The following is an 18372-nucleotide window of genomic DNA, read 5'->3' as shown; positions in this document are numbered from 1 at the left end:
GCGGGGAATGGTTATAGGTCAGGTATCAAAAGGCGGGATATTCTGTGATTACATTGGGTCCACGCGAAGAGCGCGCACTGATTCTCACGTGCCCCGGACTGGTCAGGTCTGTCGATCAGCAACAATTGGCATCGGGCGGTGTTAACAGCCTTCAGCTTTCGCGCATCGATCAGCTGCAACCGGCACTGACAGAAGGCGCGGGGCTGCTGATTGTCGAGGCCAGCTCACGGCAAGCCGAAGAACTGCGCGAACTGAGCAAGGTACTTGCGCACCAACCAGACTGGTCCGATGTGGCGGTGATCGTACTGACATCAGGCCAATCCTGGTCTGACCTGCAAATCACCGAACTCAGCGCTCAACTCGGTAACGCGATGTTGTTGGCGCCCTCCTGGACCTACACACAGTTACTCTGCCTGTCGAAAAACGCGTTGCGAAGCCGACGTCAGCAATACATTGCCCGTGACTGCGCAGCACGCCTGACTGAACGTGAAAACTTTATTAAGAATGCACTGCAAGCTATTGATATTGAAATAAATCAGCGAGTGGAAGAACAACTCAAGCACAACGAAGACCTGCGCCACGCGCAAAAAATGGAAGCTATTGGCCAGCTCACCGGCGGTATAGCCCATGACCTGAACAACATGCTGGCCGGGATCATCGGCAGTATGGAGTTACTGCGGCGCAAAGTGGCTCGGGGCAAAACCGACGAACTGGACAGTCTGATTGACATGGGGGTGACGTCCGCCAATCGCGCTGCGGGCCTCACCCATCGGCTGCTGGCTTTTTCACGGCGCCAGTCACTGGACGCCAAGCCCCTTTCCATCAACCCGTGGCTGATGGCACAGCGCCAACTCATCGCACAAAACCTGGACCCGGATACACAACTAACCCTTGAAGTTGACGATGCCCTATGGGTGGCAGAAGTAGACCCCGTGCAATTGGAAAATGCGTTGCTACATCTGATTTCAAACGCCCGTGATGCCATGCCAGCCGCCGGGCATTTTACCGTTCAAACCTTTAACCAAGAGGTGAACACAGACTTCAGCGAAGCCAATGCCAAGCTCACGCCAGGCGATTACATTGTGCTGCGCGTGACGGACAATGGCTGCGGCATGGCCGAAAGCACGCTAAAACGTGCTTTTGATCCATTTTTTACAACAAAGCCCATTGGCCAAGGCACAGGCTTGGGCCTGTCTATGATTTATGGATTTTGCAAACAGTCACGGGGTCATGTACGCATCCAAAGCCAGGAGCTGCATGGCACCACGGTCGAGATTTTCCTGCCCCGGTTTAACGCAAGCGGTAGCCGTTTGAACGTAGACAGACTGTCGTTGGCCCAAACCTGCGCCAACGCGAGCAAAACGCTGCTGGTCGTCGAAGACGACAGTGCCGTGCGCAATCTGGTGACCGATGTATTACGCGAGCAAGGTTATACGGTGATCAGTGCAGAAGACGCCAATGGCGCACTGCCGATTATCGAGTCTGCGCAAACCATTGATTTATTGATCAGCGATGTGGGGTTGCCGGGTATGAATGGGCGTCAGTTAGCCGAAATCAGTCGCCAGGTCCGGCCGCAGTTGCCGGTGTTGTTTATTACCGGCTACGCACAACATGCTACGGCGCGCGGCGGGTTTCTGGATGAGGGCATGCACCTGATTACCAAGCCCTTCACCTTTGACCTGCTGACGGCCAAAGTGAATGAGATGGTGCAGGCAGGCAAGACGCAAAGCCAACCCTGAACCTTTCGGGGAATGTCAGGCCAACAGAGTCTTGATAGTGTTCTGTAGCTCGTCCAGGTCGAACGGTTTAGCCAAAATAGGGGCTTTGCGCGTGATGGGGCTGTCTGTCTCGCGGATTTCCTGTGGGTAGCCGCTGATGAAGACCACCTTCAGATCGGGCCGCAATTTAACCGCCGGCTCAGCGATCTGCACACCCGAGATCCCGCCGGGCAGACGAAAGTCAGTGACCATCAGGTCCAGGTGCGGTTTGCTGGCCAAAATTTCGAATGCCTGCTCGCCATTCTCCGCCTGCAACACACGATAGCCTTCACCGGACAAATAGGCGGACAGGACCATCAGGATCGAAGGATCATCTTCGACAATCAACACCACATCTTGTGCATCTTCACTCATGGGGGAAACCTTCATTCCTCAAATGCTGCCAATACGACCATGACGGCGGCCATAGGTTGCGCAAATTTTAAGAGTTTTGCTCCAATGGCAAACTGACCCGGAACAAGGCGCCTTCACCCAACGCGCTGTGCACGGTGATTTTCCCGTGATGCGCGGCAACAATTTGCTCAGAGATAAACAGGCCCAAACCCAGCCCGGCGACCGCATGTTTGGCGCAAACACGTTCGAATTGCAGAAATATTCGTTGCTGGTTCTCTTCGCTGATGCCAATGCCTTGATCCCGAACCTCGACCACTGCCCATTTGCCTTCAGCGTACACCGACACATCAATGGGGCTTTTGGCCCCATAGCGCAGCGCATTGGTCAACAGGTTGGACACCACTTGCTCGATCCTGAACTCATCCCACTGCCCCACCACCGGCTTCTCGGCACGCAGATTGATGCTCGATTGTGCGGCGCTGATTTGCGAAGCAAACGTATGAACCAGGGTAGTCACCAGACGCGACAAATCGAATTCATTAGGTCGAATCGACAACTTGCCTGTGCGAATGCGCGACACATCGAGCATGTCTTCAATCAGCCGGATCAGGCTCTGGATCTGACGCTCATCGCGCTCGACCATCGCCTGCATCTTGTCCATGGTAAAAGCTGACGCGTTATCGCGCGCCAAATGCATTTTGCGCAGTTGGGTTTCGAGAATCAGCCCGTTGAGCGGCGTTCGCACCTCGTGGGACACAATCGACATGAAGTCGTCACGCATGCGCACAGCATGCTCAAGCTCACTCTGAGTCACTTTTAACTGCGCCAGCAGCACTTCCTGTTCGCGGCGGCTCTTTTCCAGCGCTTCAACCTGCTGCCTGACGGCCTTTCTTTGCCGATACAGATCGACAAACACATTAACCTTGCTCTTGACCGCGTGAATGTCCAAAGGCTTGTGCAAGAAGTCCACAGCACCGCTTTCGTAGCCCTTAAAGGCATAGTTCATCTCACGGCCTGCGGCACTGACGAACACGATCGGGATGTTTTTGGTTTTGTCAGTGCCACGCATCAGTTCAGCCAGCTCGAAGCCATTCATGCCCGGCATCTGGACATCAAGAATGGCGATGGCGAACTCGTGTTGCAGCAACAGCGACAAGGCCTCGTCGGCCGACAAGGCTTTATAGACAGTGCGATCCTCGCGCTTGATCAACGCTTCAAGCGCCAATAAGTTCTCAGGCAGATCGTCCACGATCAGCAACTTGGCTTGAATATCACTCAGTAGCATTCGATTCGTTCCAGCTCAACAAGCAGACGGCCGATGCCGCGCAAAAGGAGGATGTAGTCTGGTTTTATCCGATCCAGTGCCGCTTGCGGCATAGTCGAAACCAAGGCTTCTTCAGGGTCCTGGATGATGGTCAAGCCACCTTGCAGCTTGACCGTTGCCAGCCCCTGAGCACCGTCCTGATTGGCGCCAGTCAGTAATATCGCGGCCAGACGGTGTTGATACACATCGGCCGCGGACTCAAACAAATAATCAATCGAGGGCCGTGAGTAGTGCACGCGCTCCTCGCGACTCAACGAAAAACTGTGATCACGCTCAATCGACACGTGATAACCGGGGGCAGCGAAATACACCGTACCCGGCACAATGGGCTCTTTGTCATCCACCTCTTTGACTGGCACCTGCAAGCGACGACCAAACACCTCTGCCAACTGGCTGCGGCGCTCATCCGGCAGATGCAGCACCACGATAATGGGCAACCTGAAGCCAGGCTTCAGATCGGCGAAAATCGCCAGTAACGCCTCAACCCCGCCCGCAGAAGCGCCCACCACAACCGCATCGACACGCCTCGAGCGGTCGAGCTTCACTTCTTGATCGTCGCGGGTCATAGCTTGCGATAAATCCGTTCGGGCTTGAGCAAGGCCGTGAACTGCTTGCTGTAGTCAGAAAAGTCCAGCGTCTCCTTGCTGCCCAACATCAAAAAACCGCGGTGACATAACGATTCATGAAACAAACCAAAGGCGCGATTTTGCAAATTTTTATTGAAGTAAATCAGTACATTACGGCACGAAATTAAATGTGTTTCTGAGAACACGCTATCCGTCGCCAGGCTGTGATCGGCGAAGGTCACATTCTCACGCAGGCTCTTATCGAAAATGGCGAAGTCATAGGCGGCCGTGTAGTAGTCAGAAAACGCCTTCTGTCCGCCCGCCTTTTGGTAGTTCTGGGTGTAGGCGCGGATATTTTCCAGCGAAAAAATCCCCTGCTTGGCCTTGTCCAGCGACCGCGGGTTAATGTCCGTCGCATAGATGATGGTGCGGTCCAGCAAACCTTCTTCACGCAGCAAGATGGCCATCGAATACACCTCCTCACCCGTGCTGCACCCTGCAATCCATATTTTCAGTGACGGGTAGGTTCTGAGGATCGGCACCACTTCCTGGCGAATGGCCAGGAAGTGTTCCGGGTCGCGAAACATCTCGCTGACCGGGATGGTCAAGAACTGCAATAACTGCATGAATACCGTGGGATCGTGTAGCACCCGCTCCTGCAAAGCCGAAATGGTATTGCAATCAAATTGGCGCATGGCGTGATGCACCCGGCGCTTGATCGATGCGCCAGAGTAATCACGAAAGTCATAGCTGTACTTGAGATAGATCGCTTCAATCAGCAGCCGTATTTCGATATCGGTGTTTCGCGTCACTTAGATACGTTCCATTTTGGGTAACCACACACGAATCAGCGAGAACAGGCGATCCAGATCGATGGGCTTGGCCAGGTAATCATTGGACCCGGCTTGCAGGCAGCGCTCCTGATCGTCCTTCATGGCCTTGGCCGTGACCGCGATGATCGGCAGCTTGCGCCAGCGCGGGTTCTTGCGAATCTCAACCGTGGCTTCGTAACCGTCCATCTCGGGCATCATCACGTCCATCAACACCAGGTCGATGTCGTCGACTTCATTCAAGCGTTCGATGGCTTCGCGACCATTTCGGCCAATGACCACAATCGCGCCCTTTTGCTCCAGTGCGCTGGTCAGCGCGAAGATATTTCGAACATCGTCGTCCACCAGCAAAATCTTGCGGCCCTCAAACACCTTGTCGCGACTACGTGCAGTTTTGAGCATCGTTTGCCGTTCATGGGACAGCTGAGATTCCACTTTGTGCAGAAATAAAGTCACTTCATCGAGCAAGCGCTCAGGGGAGCGCGCGCCCTTAATGATGATAGAGCGCGAATACTTGCGCAGTTCCGCCTCCTCATCCCGCGTCAGGTTACGCCCGGTGTACACGATGACCGGCGGGAATGAGCAAATGTCTTCGGTGGACATGCGCTTGAGCAAGTCGTTGCCCAGCATGTCCGGCAGTTTGAGGTCGATGATCATGCAGTCGTAGATATTTTCGCGCAGCAGGTCCAGAGCCTCCTGCGCGAAGCCCACGGCCGTAATTTCAATGTCGTCATCACCGATCAGGCGCGCAATACTGTCGCGCTGCAGGTCATCGTCTTCAACCAGCAGCACCCGCTTGACCTTTTGTGTCAGCTTCGCTTCAAGGCGGGCAAACACATCTTTGAGTTCCTCGCGCGTGGTCGGCTTCACCGCATAACCCACCGCGCCCATGTGCATGGCGGCTTCAACCCGGTCCTCGACCGAAATCACATGCACCGGGATGTGCCGGGTCGCAGCTAGCTCTTTAAGGCGTTGCAACACGGTCAGTCCGGAATGATCCGGCAGGCGCATATCGAGCAAAATCGCATCCGGAATAAACTCGGCCGCCAGATTGAAGCCTTCATCCGCACCATGGGCGACCAGGCACTGATACCCCAACTCATGCGCCAGATCGAAGAGGATGCGCGCGAAGTTAGGTTCGTCTTCAATCACCAAAATACAACGCGTCGTGAACGGTGCTTTTTCACGGTCATCCATGAAGCGGGGTATCTCGACTGGCGCCATCGCTGCAACGACCGGTGCGGCTTTGACCGTCATCTGCGTAGCTCTGGCGGGCAACTCTGGCGCGGGTTGCGCATAAGGCTCATCGTGCTCGATAAACTGTTGGGGCAAAATCAAGGTAAAAATGCTGCCCTGGCCCGGTTCACTGGTGATGCTGATAGAGCCGCCGAGCAATGTTGCCAGATCACGCGAAATCGACAGCCCCAAACCTGTACCGCCGTAGCGCCGGTTGGTAGTGCCGTCTGCCTGACGGAAGGCTTCGAAGATGCTCTCCTGCTGGTCAGGGGCAATACCGATCCCCGAGTCGCGCACGGTGAAGGCAATGCCCTCCCCCGGTTGACGTGAAACGGTCAGGCTGACCTGGCCTTTTTCAGTGAATTTAACGGCGTTGGACAGCAGATTCTTCAGGATCTGCTCCAAGCGCTGACGGTCCGTGAAAATCATCGGCGGCGTGCCAGGCTGCACTTCAACGTGGAAATCCAGTGCCTTGTCTGCCGCCATTGGCTGGAACATGCCGCGCAAGCCTTCAATGAGCCTGGCAACCATTGCATTCTCGGGACGCACTTCAAGCTTGCCGGCTTCTACCTTGGAGATATCCAGAATGTCGTTGATCAGGTTCAGCAAGTCGTTACCCGCCGAGTAAATCGACTCGGCAAATTTGACCTGCTCGGCAGTCAAGTTCTGTTGCGGGTTTTCGGACAGCAGTTTGGCCAGGATCAACGAACTGTTCAGCGGTGTGCGCAGTTCATGCGACATGTTGGCCAGGAACTCTGACTTGTATTTGCTGGAGCGCTGCAATTCTTCTGCACGCTCTTCGAGCTGCACCTGAGCCTGATTCAGCTCGGTGTTTTTGTGGTCCATTGCATCACGCTGCGACTCCAGCGCCAGGGCTTGATCGGCCAGCTGCTCGTTGGTTTGTTCGAGTTCCGCTTGCTGGGTTTCGAGGTGGGTTTGCGACTCTTTGAGAATGCGCGACTGTTCTTCCAGCTCTTCGTTGGCGGTTTTGAGCTCTTCTTGCTGCACCTGCAACTCTTCGTTGAGCTGCTGGGTTTCGGCCAGCACTTCCTGTAGGCGCTGACGATAACGCGCGGCTTCAATCGAGGTGCCGATGTTGTCGGCAATCAGCTCGAACAGCTCGGTATCACGCTGCGTCAAAGGGCGCAGAAAGCCCAATTCGATCACGCCATTGACCCGGTCATCATCACTGGTCGGTATCACGAGCACACTACGAGGGCTGCCTTCGCCTAACCCAGAGCTGACTTTGAAGTAATCCGACGGCACGTCGTCCAGGCGAATCAACTTATCGTGTTGGGCGGCCTGGCCAACGATGCCTTCATCGTTATGAATCACTTGGTCTTGCATTTCTTGCTCGCGGGAAAACCCGTAGCTGGCCACGCGCTTAAGACCGCCATGGTCTTCGCGCACATACACAGCAGCGACCACAGAACCCAGATATTGGGCACAGAACTGCAAGATATTGCGCCCCAGCATGTTCAGCGTAAGGCGCCCTAGCACCTGCTCTGCCAGCTCGGTCTGCCCGTTGCGCAGCCACGCCTGTTGCTCCAAGCGCTGCGCGCTCTTGAGCTGGGCGTCGAGGTTATAGCTGTAACTCTTTGAAAGATTTACCAAGTCACGACGACCGATATAGGCCAAAAAGCCACTTACGCCCAGGACAAAGACCAAATACAGGCCGATGACCAGGAAGGTGGTGCGGGTCACATCGTCGTTACGCGCCACGCGCAGTTGCTGCTCCATCGCAATAAAGGCGTCGAATTCCTTACGGATCTGATCAGTGAGGCGCTTGCCGCGCCCAGCTTGGACCGCACCGCGGTAATCACCATTATTGCGACGCAAGTCGATTATGGATTTTGCGTAGTTGCTCCAGTCATTCTGCAACGCTTCAAGGCGCTTGAGCCGATCGACTTGCTGCGCGTTATCGCTGACCAACGCTTGTAAACCGTGCAGCTGCGCAATGATCTGCGGCCTGGCCACTTCATACGGGTCCAGAAAATGCTCATCACCGGTGATCAGGTAACCGCGCATGCCGGTTTCCAGGTCAACCGTCAGCTTCATCGCTTCATTGGCGTTGCTGATCACCCGGTCCGAATGCTGGAGCCACTGAATGACTGACAGCAAAAAGCTGATCATCACCACAAACAAAACGGCGCTGAGCACGCCCACGCCCAAGGGCAAACCAACGTTGCGACTCAGGAGCTTGCGAAAACTTCGCTCATCAACCGATGCAGGTGCATTCATTTTTCTGGCCCGTGAACAGTCTTAAAAAACTGCAAGTTTGCCGGAATATCGAGTAAATAATCTATTTTCTTACGAGAAACGGTACAAATTCGTGCAAAACGCTGCCTTCTACCGTGACTAGCAGCTATTCTTGCAGGCCTTATACGGGCATTTTCTTAGTACAAGAGGGGGAACTTGTCCGGGGTGTCAGCTTACTGATACTGCATGCCACACCTGTTGACCCACCCGCGCTCACATTTTTTCGGGATACCCACTATGTCCGCAACACCCTCCACTATCCTCGTCGTCGAAGACGATGCCATTGTTCGCATGCTGATCGTGGATGTACTGGAAGAACTTGAGTTCAGCGTGCTGGAGGCTGACGGCGCTGAACAGGCACTGGTCTTTATTAAGAATGCTGAGCACACTATTGATTTGCTGATGACAGATGTCGGACTGCTCGGCATGGACGGTCTTCAACTGGCCAAAAAAGCACGCGAGCTGCGCCCGGCATTGCCCATCTTGTTTGCCAGCGGGTATGCGGAAAGCCTGGAAAAGCCAAGAGACATGTCCGTCATTGCCAAACCTTTCTCCATCGACCAATTGCGCGACACGGTTAAAAGCATTCTGTCCGCCTGCTGATAATTGACGGCTCCCCCGCGCTCGTGGTCTCCTACACATCTTGTATCAGGTGCCCTTCACAGGGTGAAACGGGAAACCGGTGCGTCAGGCGTTTATCGACCTGATCAGTCCGGTGCTGCCCCCGCAACGGTAAGCGAGAGACACATCAAAACCACTGTGCCGCTGGCATGGGAAGGTGATGTTTGCAGGTTCAAGCCCCTTGAACCCCTCGCAAGCCCGGAGACCGGCCTGAACACATCGAATAACAAACCCGCGGTGGGCGGGCGCTGTTGAACCCTGCGCACGTCGTTCGCGGGGTTTTGTTGCGCTCTATCGCCCGCTGTCTGACCAGAGGGAAGCGCCATGTCCATCAGCACCAGCCGTACCCAGTCCGCTGCTACCACGTCCACTCAAAGCCAACGCATCGTCGCCGCTGTCAGCGCGGCAGTGCTGGGCGCTTTTCTGGTTTATTTCGCAGGCTTTTCTCACATCGATGCGGTGCACAATGCCGCGCATGACACCCGTCACAGCGCTGCCTTTCCGTGCCATTGAGAAGCCCTGACATGATTAAGCGTATTGCTCAAACCGCAGGCTTTTCGGGCCTGCTGGCCGCACTTGTGCTCACATTGCTGCAAAGCTTTTGGGTCGCACCGCTGATTCTTGAAGCCGAAACCTTTGAAATGCCTGCGCCCACTCAAACCCATGATCACGCTGACAGCGCCATGCCCGCTCACAGCCATGACGCCGAGGCTTGGGAGCCGGAAGACGGCTGGCAGCGCATACTGTCGACCACCGGCGGCAACCTGGTGGTCGCGGTCGGTTTTGCCTTGATGCTTGCAGGCTTGTACACCTTGCGCAGCCCTACCCGCACATCACAAGGCTTGTTGTGGGGCGTGGCCGGTTACGCCACGTTCTGCCTGGCGCCGACCCTGGGTCTGCCACCTGAACTGCCAGGCACGGCTGCGGCTGATTTGCTGCAACGCCAGATCTGGTGGGTCGGCACCGCCGCCTCAACGGCCGTGGCCATTGCGCTGGTCGTGTTTGGCAAACATTGGGCGCTGAAGGTGTTAGGCATCGTGATTGTGGTCATTCCGCACATCATGGGCGCCCCTCAACCCCTGGTGCATTCGAGCTTGGCACCCGAAGCCCTGGAGTCGCAGTTCAAAATTGCGTCGCAATTGACCAACTTCGCATTCTGGCTGGCGTTGGGCGTTATCAGCGCCTGGTTATTCCGGCGCAAACCTGAAAGCCAGTACGGCGCATGACCCAAACCCGCACAGTGCCAACCCTGGTGGTTGGCCTGGGCTGTCGGCGCGGCTGTCAGGTTGAAGCGCTTCAGGCGCTCGTCGAACGTTCGCTGAAACAGGCCGGGATCGCGTTGAACACGATCCGAGCCTTGGCCAGTATCGAACTGAAACAGCACGAACCCGGACTGCTTCAACTGGCTCAACAGTTGCAATTACCGTTCAGGGTGTTCAGCGCGCAACAACTGAGTGTGCATGCCGCGCAACTGAGCCACCGTTCAAACCTGTCGTTGGCGCACACGGGGTGTTACGGCGTAGCTGAAAGCGCCGCGCTGGCCCTGGCTGAACAGCTGACAGGCCAGCCTGCCCGCTTGCTGATCACTCGCCAAACATCGGCCGGCGCAACGTTTGCAGTGGCTTGCTGCGGGTAAAAAACGCGATAATCCCCCGCCTCACTATGAGCGCTGCTCAAGAGCCGCTCTATTTCGCCCTTTTCAAGAGACTGCCATGACTGTTTACTTCATCGGTGCCGGCCCCGGCGATCCAGAGCTGATTACGGTCAAAGGTCAGCGCCTGATTCGCCACTGCCCGGTGATCATTTATGCCGGTTCTCTCGTGCCCGCTGCCATATTGGAGGGGCATCAGGCCCATCAGGTGATTAACAGCGCCGAGTTGCACCTTGAGCAAATTATTGAAGTGATCAAAGCCGCCGACGACAAAGGCCAGGATGTTGCCCGCGTGCACTCCGGCGACCCCAGCCTCTACGGGGCTATCGGCGAACAGATTCGCTGCCTGCGGGCACTGAATATTGCCTTTGAAATCATCCCCGGTGTCACCGCTACAGCGGCCTGCGCAGCACTGCTGGAGACAGAACTGACCCTGCCGGACATCTCGCAAACGGTGATTCTGACCCGCTACGCTGACAAAACCGTCATGCCTGCTGGCGAAGAACTCGCAAGCCTGGCGCAGCACAAGGCAACCATGGCCATTCACCTGGGCGTCAAACACCTGGAAAAGATCATTGCCGAGTTGACCCCGCACTATGGCCCTGACTGCCCGATTGCCGTGATCCATCGCGCCAGTTGGCCGGACCAGGACTCGGTGAGCGGAACCCTGGCGGACATTGCGCACAAGGTGCAGGCAAAAGGTTTCAAGCGCACGGCGTTGATCCTGGTTGGCCGGGTACTGGCCAACGACAGCTTCAGCGATTCTTCGCTGTACCGCGCGGGGCATGCGCACCTGTATCGGCCTTGAAAAACAGGCGTAAAAAAACGGTGCTCACGGGGCACCGTTTTTTTATGCAGCTCGCAGCGAACACCCTGTGACTGATGACTCAGTAGTAGGCGTTTTCTTTCTGCGAGTGGTCGGTCACGTCACGTACGCCTTTCAACTCAGGAATACGCTCCAGCAACGTGCGCTCGATGCCTTCGCGCAAGGTCACGTCCGCCTGACCGCAACCCTGGCAACCACCACCGAACTTGAGTACGGCGATGCCATCTTCAACCACTTCAATCAGGCTGACCTGACCACCATGACTGGCCAAACCGGGATTGATCTCGGTTTGCAGGTAGTAGTTGATGCGCTCGTTGATCGGGCTGTCGGCATTGACCATCGGCACTTTGGCGTTGGGCGCTTTGATGGTCAGTTGACCCCCCATGCGGTCGGTCGCGTAGTCCACCACGGCATCGTCAAGAAACGGCTCGCTGACCGAATCGATCCAGGCAGTGAACGTCTTCAGGCCCAGCGCGGTATCTTCAGGCTTTACTTCGTTAGGCTTGCAGTACGCAATGCAGGTTTCAGCGTACTGGGTGCCGGGTTGCGTAATGAAGACGCGGATGCCGATGCCCGGGGTGTTCTGCTTGGACAGCAGATCAGCCAGGTAATCGTGGGCGGCGTCGGTAATCGTTATGGCGCTCATGGAATCTCCTCGCAGACATGGGGCGCAGTTTACGCCAATCGGCGCGCCTGACAAAGTCCTAGTATTTTTGTCAGGAAAGCCGCACCCCATGTGGGTAATACAAATGACCCTTACAGGTTCTCGTAGCGGTTCATGTCCAGCACGCCCGCCTCCACCGGATCGGTTTCGTTGATGTACTCGCCGATATCGTGAAAGTACTGCCAGAACTGTGGATGGCTACGGCGAATGCCCCAGCGCTGCACAATCGCGTCAAAACTCGCCTGATCCTGGCTCTTCTCCATCGCCTCGACGAATGCCTCTACTTCCCCCGCCGGGATATTGAACATGAAGTTAGGGTAACTGCTCAGTACCCCCGGATAGATCGTCAAGGTGTCCAGCCCTGGCTGCAAACGGTATTCCTCACCCAACATAAACGCTACGTTGGTGTGCGCCCGGTTGCGCAACATGCTGTACATCTCACGTTTGCCGTCAGCGGCTTCGATACGCAGCAGGGTGGCTTCAGGCAATTGATTGATCACTGCCAACCCGGCAGCTGGGCGCGACACCAAGCGGCTCAACGATTGCTCGGCATACTGGAACGCCTGGGCAATACCCGTACGCGAACAATACGCACCGGTGCACCGGTTGATCGGGTCAGGCCGCGCATTCAGGGTGCCGGTACGCTCAATCAGCTTGAGTGCAAAGTCGCGTTTGGGGTCCACCGGATTAAGCTTGATCCCGGTCGGGGTGTCAGTGTCGATCTTTTGGTAATCCATCCACATCTTCAGCTTGCCACTGTTCTGGTACCAGTCGCCGAGGATGTCAGCGCGCGCATCGGCGGGCATCAGCCGAAGAAAGTTCACCTCTGCACCATTGCGAATCAGGTCAAAGTACAAACGTGTCTGCGCCTGATGCGAGACATTGCCGAACACATCAAAGTTGACCGCCAGCTGATAGTAAGTCCGTTCAAGCAGCGGATAGTCGAACAACCACATAGTTTGCGGCACTTCACCGATCAACCCTTTGCTGACGCTGGCACTGTCAAAGTGGCGGAAGATCGTCAGCAGCGCGTTATCGTTACCCGCCCACAGGGTCGACCAACTGGGTGGTGGCATTTCGGCATAAGCGCTCTGGCGCAGTTCTTCATACTCGTTACGCTTGTCGCGGTAGTTGTGCCACAACGAAATGACACTGCCAACGTCATCGATTTGCCCCGGCATGGCCAGCAATGGCGTGGCCTTGCCGCGATAAGCTGCATCCGTCACATAACGGTCACGGGCGGGTTCCTGGAACACGGTCCAGAAATTATCGCGAATCACGTCGGTGGCAATTTGCCCGCGGCACACCGGCCCGCGAATGAAGGTGCGAACGAAATACTCCGCGTTGTCGAGCATGAACTGATAACGGGCCACCGCCGGGATCGCTTCAAAAGTCTCAAACGGGTTGGCGCGACCACGCGGGCCGTAACCCGGCAGTTTGGCCGCATGCCAGTCACCGCTGTAAAACAGCTGTTTGACCCGTGCCAGCTTGCTCGTCCCCATTGGATAAGTAATGTGGGTTTTGTGAACGATCACGCCTTGTACCGGCATCAACCGGTAATAAAAGGTGGTGCCCGGGTCGTCATTCGGGCGACGGGTGGCGATCAGATCAATGGGCTGCCCACTGGGCGTGCGCGAGCGTACCCACTGGAAATAATGCCCGGGCAGGCCATTGTCGAAATAGGCATGCGCGAGGAACAAGTGCTCGTATAGCCAGCGGGCTACCAGCGCTTCAGTTGATCCGGGGCGATTAAGTAACTCTTCCCACTCCCCTATTTGCGTGGCTTCGGTGGCTGTCGGCTTGATGGCGTTCTGATCAACCGGTGCACCCTGAGCCAACCACGTCTGGACCGTCATGTACTGCTGATCGGTCAAGCCGGTTACGGCCAGCGGCATGCCTTCCTTGGGATGCTTTTGTGCGTAGTCATTGAATTCGTCCGGCGCCGGGCAACTGTTTTCACGGTTAAGCCCCAGCACGATGTCTTCAGGCAGCTTGGCATTGGGCGTCAGCGGCGTGCGGTGACCCAATTCGAGCATGCGCGCCATCAATGCGGCCTGCGCGCCCTGTGCGTCGAGCACGGAGTAAAAGCCCTTGTTACGCCACTCCTGCGGGCCGCTGGCATCGTAAAAAATTCGCGTCGGTGGTACGGCCGAGGTGCGATCGCCCTGATAGACCGGCACTTTGCTCGCACCGCGGGTGGCGCCCTCCGCGCTCCCGAGATTGAGCTGGCACGCCGCATCGTTACACGCGTGGCAAGCCACGCATTTTTCAGTGAGGATCGGCTGGATATCCCGGGTATACGAGATAGCCGGACTTACAAGCGGGGTTTGGCCCAACGCTGTACTGCACACCACCAGCGTCACGGCGCCGGTGAGTAGGCGAAAAAACATGTGCCATTGTCCTGATATTAAAAATGTCGCGATTCTACCCGTCGAAGGCTCGCATCAACATGAATGAAATTCATGTAAATTAGAGAACGATCAAATCCCACGCAGGTTTGTTATGATTTGCCATCTTTTGCATGGCTCTAACAGGTAGTCCTATGTCTGACCGCAGCGCTCGTCTCCAAGCACTTCAGCAAGCCCTCAAAGAGCGCATTCTGATTCTCGATGGCGGCATGGGCACTATGATCCAAAGCTACCGTCTAGAGGAACACGACTATCGTGGCACACGTTTTGCCGACTGGCCGAGCGACATCAAGGGCAACAATGACCTTTTGGTCATTACCCGCCCGGACGTCATTGGCGCCATTGAAAAAGCGTATCTGGATGCCGGTGCCGACATCCTTGAAACCAACACCTTCAACGCCACCCAAGTGTCTCAGGCCGACTACGGCATGCAGGCGCTCGCCTACGAGCTAAACGTAGAAGGCGCAAGGCTGGCGCGCAAGGTGGCTGACGCCAAGACCCTCGAAACCCCGGACAAGCCACGTTTTGTCGCCGGGGTACTCGGCCCGACCAGCCGTACCTGCTCGCTGTCGCCAGACGTCAACAACCCTGGCTATCGCAACGTGACCTTCGATGAACTGGTCAAGAACTACACAGAGGCCACCCAAGGACTGATCGAGGGCGGCGCCGACCTGATCCTGATCGAAACCATTTTCGACACCCTCAACGCCAAAGCTGCAATCTTCGCCGTACAAGGCGTGTTCGAAGAATTGGGTGTCGAGTTGCCGATCATGATTTCCGGCACCATCACTGACGCCTCGGGCCGCACCCTTTCCGGCCAGACCACCGAAGCGTTCTGGAACTCGGTCAGCCATGCCAAACCGATTTCGGTTGGCTTGAACTGCGCCTTGGGCGCCAGCGAACTGCGCCCTTACCTGGAAGAGCTGTCGAACAAAGCCGACACCTATGTTTCGGCTCACCCGAACGCGGGCCTGCCCAATGAGTTTGGCGAGTACGACGAACTGCCGTCCGAAACCGCCAAGGTGATTGAAGAGTTTGCCCAAAGCGGCTTCCTGAACATTGTCGGCGGTTGCTGCGGCACCACGCCGGGGCATATCCAGGCCATCGCCAACGCGGTGGCTGGCTACGCACCGCGTCAGATTCCGGACATCCCCAAAGCCTGTCGCCTCTCGGGCCTTGAACCGTTCACCATTGATCGCAGCTCATTGTTCGTGAACGTCGGCGAACGCACCAACATCACCGGTTCGGCACGCTTCGCCCGCCTGATCCGGGAGGACAACTACACCGAAGCCCTGGAAGTGGCGCTGCAACAAGTCGAGGCAGGTGCGCAGATCATCGACATCAACATGGACGAGGGCATGCTCGACTCCAAAAAGGCGATGGTCACCTTCCTCAACCTGATCGCTGGCGAACCGGACATCTCGCGCGTACCGATCATGATCGACTCCTCAAAGTGGGAGGTGATCGAGGCCGGTCTCAAGTGCATTCAGGGCAAGGGCATCGTCAACTCGATCAGCATGAAAGAAGGGGTCGAGCAGTTCATTCACCATGCCAAGCTGTGCAAGCGCTATGGTGCGGCCGTGGTGGTGATGGCCTTTGACGAGGCTGGCCAGGCGGACACTGAAGCGCGCAAAAAAGAAATCTGCAAACGCTCCTACGACATTCTGGTCAACGAAGTCGGCTTCCCGCCGCAAGACATCATCTTCGACCCGAACATCTTTGCCGTCGCCACCGGCATTGAAGAGCACAACAACTACGCCGTGGACTTCATCAACGCCTGCGCCTATATCCGCGAGGAGCTGCCGTATGCCTTGACGTCGGGCGGCGTGTCCAACGTGTCGTTCTCGTTCCGTGGCAACAACCCGGTACGTGAAGCCATTCACTCGGTGTTCTTGCTGTACGCGATCCGTAACGGACTGACCATGGGCATCGTCAACGCCGGGCAACTGGAAATCTACGACCAGATCCCGACCGAGCTGCGCGATGCCGTGGAAGACGTGGTGCTCAACCGCACGCCGGACGCCACCGACAACCTGCTGGCGATTGCTGACAAGTACAAAGGCGATGGCAGCGTCAAAGAAGCAGAAACCGAAGAGTGGCGCAGCTGGGAAGTCAACAAACGCCTTGAGCATGCGCTGGTCAAAGGCATTACCACGCACATCGTGGAGGACACCGAAGAGTCGCGCCTGTCGTTCAAACGCCCTATCGAGGTGATTGAAGGCCCGCTGATGTCGGGCATGAACATCGTCGGCGACCTGTTTGGCGCGGGCAAAATGTTCCTGCCACAAGTGGTGAAGTCCGCGCGCGTAATGAAACAGGCCGTGGCGCACTTGATCCCGTTCATCGAACTGGAAAAAGGCGATAAGCCAGAGGCCAAAGGCAAGATTCTGATGGCCACGGTGAAGGGCGACGTGCACGACATCGGCAAGAACATCGTCGGTGTGGTACTGGGTTGTAACGGCTATGACATCGTTGACCTGGGCGTGATGGTGCCCGCAGAAAAAATCCTGCAAGTGGCCAAAGAGCAGAAATGCGACATCATCGGTCTCTCGGGCCTGATTACCCCGTCACTGGACGAAATGGTTCACGTAGCGCGTGAAATGCAGCGCCAAAACTTCCAGTTGCCCCTGATGATCGGTGGCGCGACCACTTCCAAGGCGCACACTGCGGTCAAAATCGAACCCAAGTATCAGAACGATGCCGTGATCTACGTCACTGACGCTTCACGCGCCGTGGGTGTGGCCACACAATTGCTGTCCAAAGAACTCAAACCGGCCTTCGTGACTAAAACCCGCGAAGAATACGTCGAGGTGCGCGAGCGTACCGCTAACCGCAGCGCCCGTACCGAACGCCTGAGCTATGCCGCCTCCATTGCCAAAAAACCTCAGTTCGACTGGGCCAGCTACCAACCAGTAAAGCCGACGTTCACCGGCGCCAAGGTGCTGGACAACATCGACCTCAAGGTACTTGCCGAATACATCGACTGGACACCGTTCTTTATCTCCTGGGACCTGGCAGGCAAGTTCCCGCGCATCCTCACCGACGAAGTAGTCGGCGAAGCGGCTACCGCGCTGTATGCCGATGCGCAGGAAATGCTTAAAAAACTGATCGACGAGAAACTCATCAGCGCCCGCGCCGTATTTGGCTTCTGGCCAGCCAATCAAGTCAACGATGACGACTTGGAGTTGTACGGTGACGACGGTCAGCCGATTGCCACGCTTCATCACTTGCGCCAGCAAATCATTAAGACCGACGGCAAGCCCAACTTCTCGCTGGCTGACTTTGTTGCGCCAAAAGACAGCGGCGTGACCGACTATGTAGGCGGCTTCATCACCACCGCCGGAATCGGTGCCGAAGAAGTGGCCAAGGCCTATCAGGACGCGGGCGACGACTACAACTCGATCATGGTCAAGGCCTTGGCCGACCGCCTGGCCGAGGCGTGTGCTGAATGGCTGCACCAACAAGTTCGAACGAACTATTGGGGATACGCCAAGGACGAGCAACTGGCCAATGATGAATTAATCAAGGAGCAATACAGCGGCATCCGCCCTGCTCCCGGTTACCCGGCGTGCCCGGATCACACCGAAAAAGCCACGTTGTTCACACTGCTTGATCCTGAAGCCGAGGAAATGCGTGCAGGCCAAAGCGGAGTATTCCTCACCGAGCACTACGCGATGTTCCCGGCCGCAGCGGTCAGCGGCTGGTACTTTGCTCACCCGCAAGCGCAGTACTTTGCGGTGGGTAAAATCGACAAGGATCAGGTTGATAGCTACACCGCCCGCAAAGCCCAAGACCTTAGCGTGACTGAACGCTGGTTGGCGCCTAACTTGGGGTATGACAACTGATTGTGTAGCAAGCGCTACATTGTGCGCGCGC

Annotated in this window: 14 protein-coding genes and 1 riboswitch; of the genes, 7 read left to right on the top strand and 7 right to left on the bottom strand. The window is 56.4% G+C overall.

What is annotated here, in order from left to right; genetic code table 11:
* Positions 1-44 precede the first annotated feature (44 nt).
* The gene (locus GYN01_RS20740) at positions 45-1739 is read left to right on the top strand and encodes a response regulator (protein WP_338053187.1); all 1695 of its coding nucleotides are present in this window, start codon (positions 45-47) and stop codon (positions 1737-1739) included.
* A gap of 15 nt (positions 1740-1754) precedes the next feature.
* On the opposite strand, the gene GYN01_RS20735 is transcribed toward GYN01_RS20740, so the two are convergent.
* The 5 genes from GYN01_RS20735 to GYN01_RS20715 all read right to left on the bottom strand — a co-directional run bounded on the left by GYN01_RS20735 (position 1755) and on the right by GYN01_RS20715 (position 8308).
* Positions 1755-2132 carry a response regulator gene (locus GYN01_RS20735; protein ID WP_048365811.1) on the bottom strand — a complete coding sequence of 126 codons (378 nt, stop codon included), beginning with the start codon at positions 2130-2132 and terminating at the stop codon, positions 1755-1757.
* A 67-nt stretch (positions 2133-2199) separates the two neighbouring features.
* Complete coding sequence (locus GYN01_RS20730) at positions 2200-3396, bottom strand: hybrid sensor histidine kinase/response regulator (RefSeq protein ID WP_048402454.1); 1197 nt, start codon at positions 3394-3396, stop codon at positions 2200-2202.
* Positions 3387-4001: a chemotaxis protein CheB gene (locus GYN01_RS20725; protein ID WP_203307712.1), complete on the bottom strand. Its 615-nt coding sequence runs from the start codon at positions 3999-4001 to the stop codon at positions 3387-3389. The genes GYN01_RS20730 and GYN01_RS20725 overlap by 10 nt, the downstream gene beginning before the upstream one ends.
* Complete coding sequence (locus GYN01_RS20720) at positions 3998-4813, bottom strand: CheR family methyltransferase (RefSeq protein WP_048365814.1); 816 nt, start codon at positions 4811-4813, stop codon at positions 3998-4000. The genes GYN01_RS20725 and GYN01_RS20720 overlap by 4 nt, the downstream gene beginning before the upstream one ends.
* Positions 4814-8308 carry a response regulator gene (locus GYN01_RS20715; protein ID WP_203307711.1) on the bottom strand — a complete coding sequence of 1165 codons (3495 nt, stop codon included), beginning with the start codon at positions 8306-8308 and terminating at the stop codon, positions 4814-4816.
* Positions 8309-8563: 255 nt separating this feature from the next.
* Here GYN01_RS20715 and GYN01_RS20710 point away from each other — a divergent pair, with 255 nt between their 5' ends.
* The 5 genes from GYN01_RS20710 (at position 8564) to cobM (ending at position 11406) form a co-directional block, all read left to right on the top strand.
* A complete protein-coding gene (locus tag GYN01_RS20710; protein ID WP_048365816.1) occupies positions 8564-8929 on the top strand; it encodes a response regulator in 366 nt (121 codons plus the stop codon).
* Between the two features lie 30 nt (positions 8930-8959).
* A riboswitch (cobalamin riboswitch) is annotated at positions 8960-9175 on the top strand.
* Positions 9176-9271: 96 nt separating this feature from the next.
* A complete protein-coding gene (locus tag GYN01_RS20705) occupies positions 9272-9460 on the top strand; it encodes a CbtB domain-containing protein (RefSeq protein WP_048402457.1) in 189 nt (62 codons plus the stop codon).
* A gap of 11 nt (positions 9461-9471) precedes the next feature.
* Positions 9472-10173 carry a CbtA family protein gene (locus tag GYN01_RS20700; protein WP_048402458.1) on the top strand — a complete coding sequence of 234 codons (702 nt, stop codon included), beginning with the start codon at positions 9472-9474 and terminating at the stop codon, positions 10171-10173.
* Positions 10170-10583, top strand: coding sequence for a cobalamin biosynthesis protein (locus GYN01_RS20695; RefSeq protein ID WP_203307710.1), 414 nt, complete (start codon positions 10170-10172; stop codon positions 10581-10583). Before GYN01_RS20700 ends, GYN01_RS20695 begins: the two co-directional genes overlap by 4 nt.
* Before the next feature lie 76 nt (positions 10584-10659).
* Positions 10660-11406, top strand: a complete 747-nt coding sequence (gene cobM / locus GYN01_RS20690; protein ID WP_048402460.1) for a precorrin-4 C(11)-methyltransferase — start codon at positions 10660-10662, stop codon at positions 11404-11406.
* Positions 11407-11485: 79 nt separating this feature from the next.
* On the opposite strand, the gene nfuA is transcribed toward cobM, so the two are convergent.
* Together nfuA and GYN01_RS20680 are read right to left on the bottom strand one after the other, a co-directional pair.
* The gene (gene nfuA / locus GYN01_RS20685) at positions 11486-12070 is read right to left on the bottom strand and encodes a Fe-S biogenesis protein NfuA (RefSeq protein WP_048365821.1); all 585 of its coding nucleotides are present in this window, start codon (positions 12068-12070) and stop codon (positions 11486-11488) included.
* 110 nt (positions 12071-12180) lie between these two features.
* Entirely contained in the window at positions 12181-14478 is a 2298-nt protein-coding gene (locus GYN01_RS20680) for a fatty acid cis/trans isomerase (RefSeq protein WP_203307709.1), read from the bottom strand.
* A 152-nt stretch (positions 14479-14630) separates the two neighbouring features.
* On the opposite strand from GYN01_RS20680, the gene metH reads away from it, so the two are divergent.
* Complete coding sequence (gene metH, locus GYN01_RS20675) at positions 14631-18341, top strand: methionine synthase (RefSeq protein ID WP_203307708.1); 3711 nt, start codon at positions 14631-14633, stop codon at positions 18339-18341.
* Positions 18342-18372 lie beyond the last annotated feature (31 nt).

Source organism: Pseudomonas weihenstephanensis, from assembly GCF_016812185.1.
Lineage (GTDB): Bacteria > Pseudomonadota > Gammaproteobacteria > Pseudomonadales > Pseudomonadaceae > Aquipseudomonas > Aquipseudomonas weihenstephanensis.
Note: the sequence above shows the minus strand (reverse complement) of the source record. Positions and strands in the feature narration are given on the sequence as shown.

Bases quoted from the DNA above. Each gene is read 5' to 3' on its own strand.
- GYN01_RS20695 (WP_203307710.1), top strand. From the start codon at position 10,170: ATGACCCAAACCCGCACAGTGCCAACCCTGGTGGTTGGCCTGGGCTGT.
- GYN01_RS20705 (WP_048402457.1), top strand. From the start codon at position 9,272: ATGTCCATCAGCACCAGCCGTACCCAGTCCGCTGCTACCACGTCCACT.
- GYN01_RS20730 (WP_048402454.1), bottom strand. From the start codon at position 3,396: ATGCTACTGAGTGATATTCAAGCCAAGTTGCTGATCGTGGACGATCTG.
- GYN01_RS20700 (WP_048402458.1), top strand. From the start codon at position 9,472: ATGATTAAGCGTATTGCTCAAACCGCAGGCTTTTCGGGCCTGCTGGCC.
- nfuA (WP_048365821.1), bottom strand. From the start codon at position 12,070: ATGAGCGCCATAACGATTACCGACGCCGCCCACGATTACCTGGCTGAT.
- GYN01_RS20725 (WP_203307712.1), bottom strand. From the start codon at position 4,001: ATGACCCGCGACGATCAAGAAGTGAAGCTCGACCGCTCGAGGCGTGTC.
- GYN01_RS20680 (WP_203307709.1), bottom strand. From the start codon at position 14,478: ATGTTTTTTCGCCTACTCACCGGCGCCGTGACGCTGGTGGTGTGCAGT.
- GYN01_RS20735 (WP_048365811.1), bottom strand. From the start codon at position 2,132: ATGAGTGAAGATGCACAAGATGTGGTGTTGATTGTCGAAGATGATCCT.
- GYN01_RS20710 (WP_048365816.1), top strand. From the start codon at position 8,564: ATGTCCGCAACACCCTCCACTATCCTCGTCGTCGAAGACGATGCCATT.
- metH (WP_203307708.1), top strand. From the start codon at position 14,631: ATGTCTGACCGCAGCGCTCGTCTCCAAGCACTTCAGCAAGCCCTCAAA.
- cobM (WP_048402460.1), top strand. From the start codon at position 10,660: ATGACTGTTTACTTCATCGGTGCCGGCCCCGGCGATCCAGAGCTGATT.
- GYN01_RS20715 (WP_203307711.1), bottom strand. From the start codon at position 8,308: ATGAATGCACCTGCATCGGTTGATGAGCGAAGTTTTCGCAAGCTCCTG.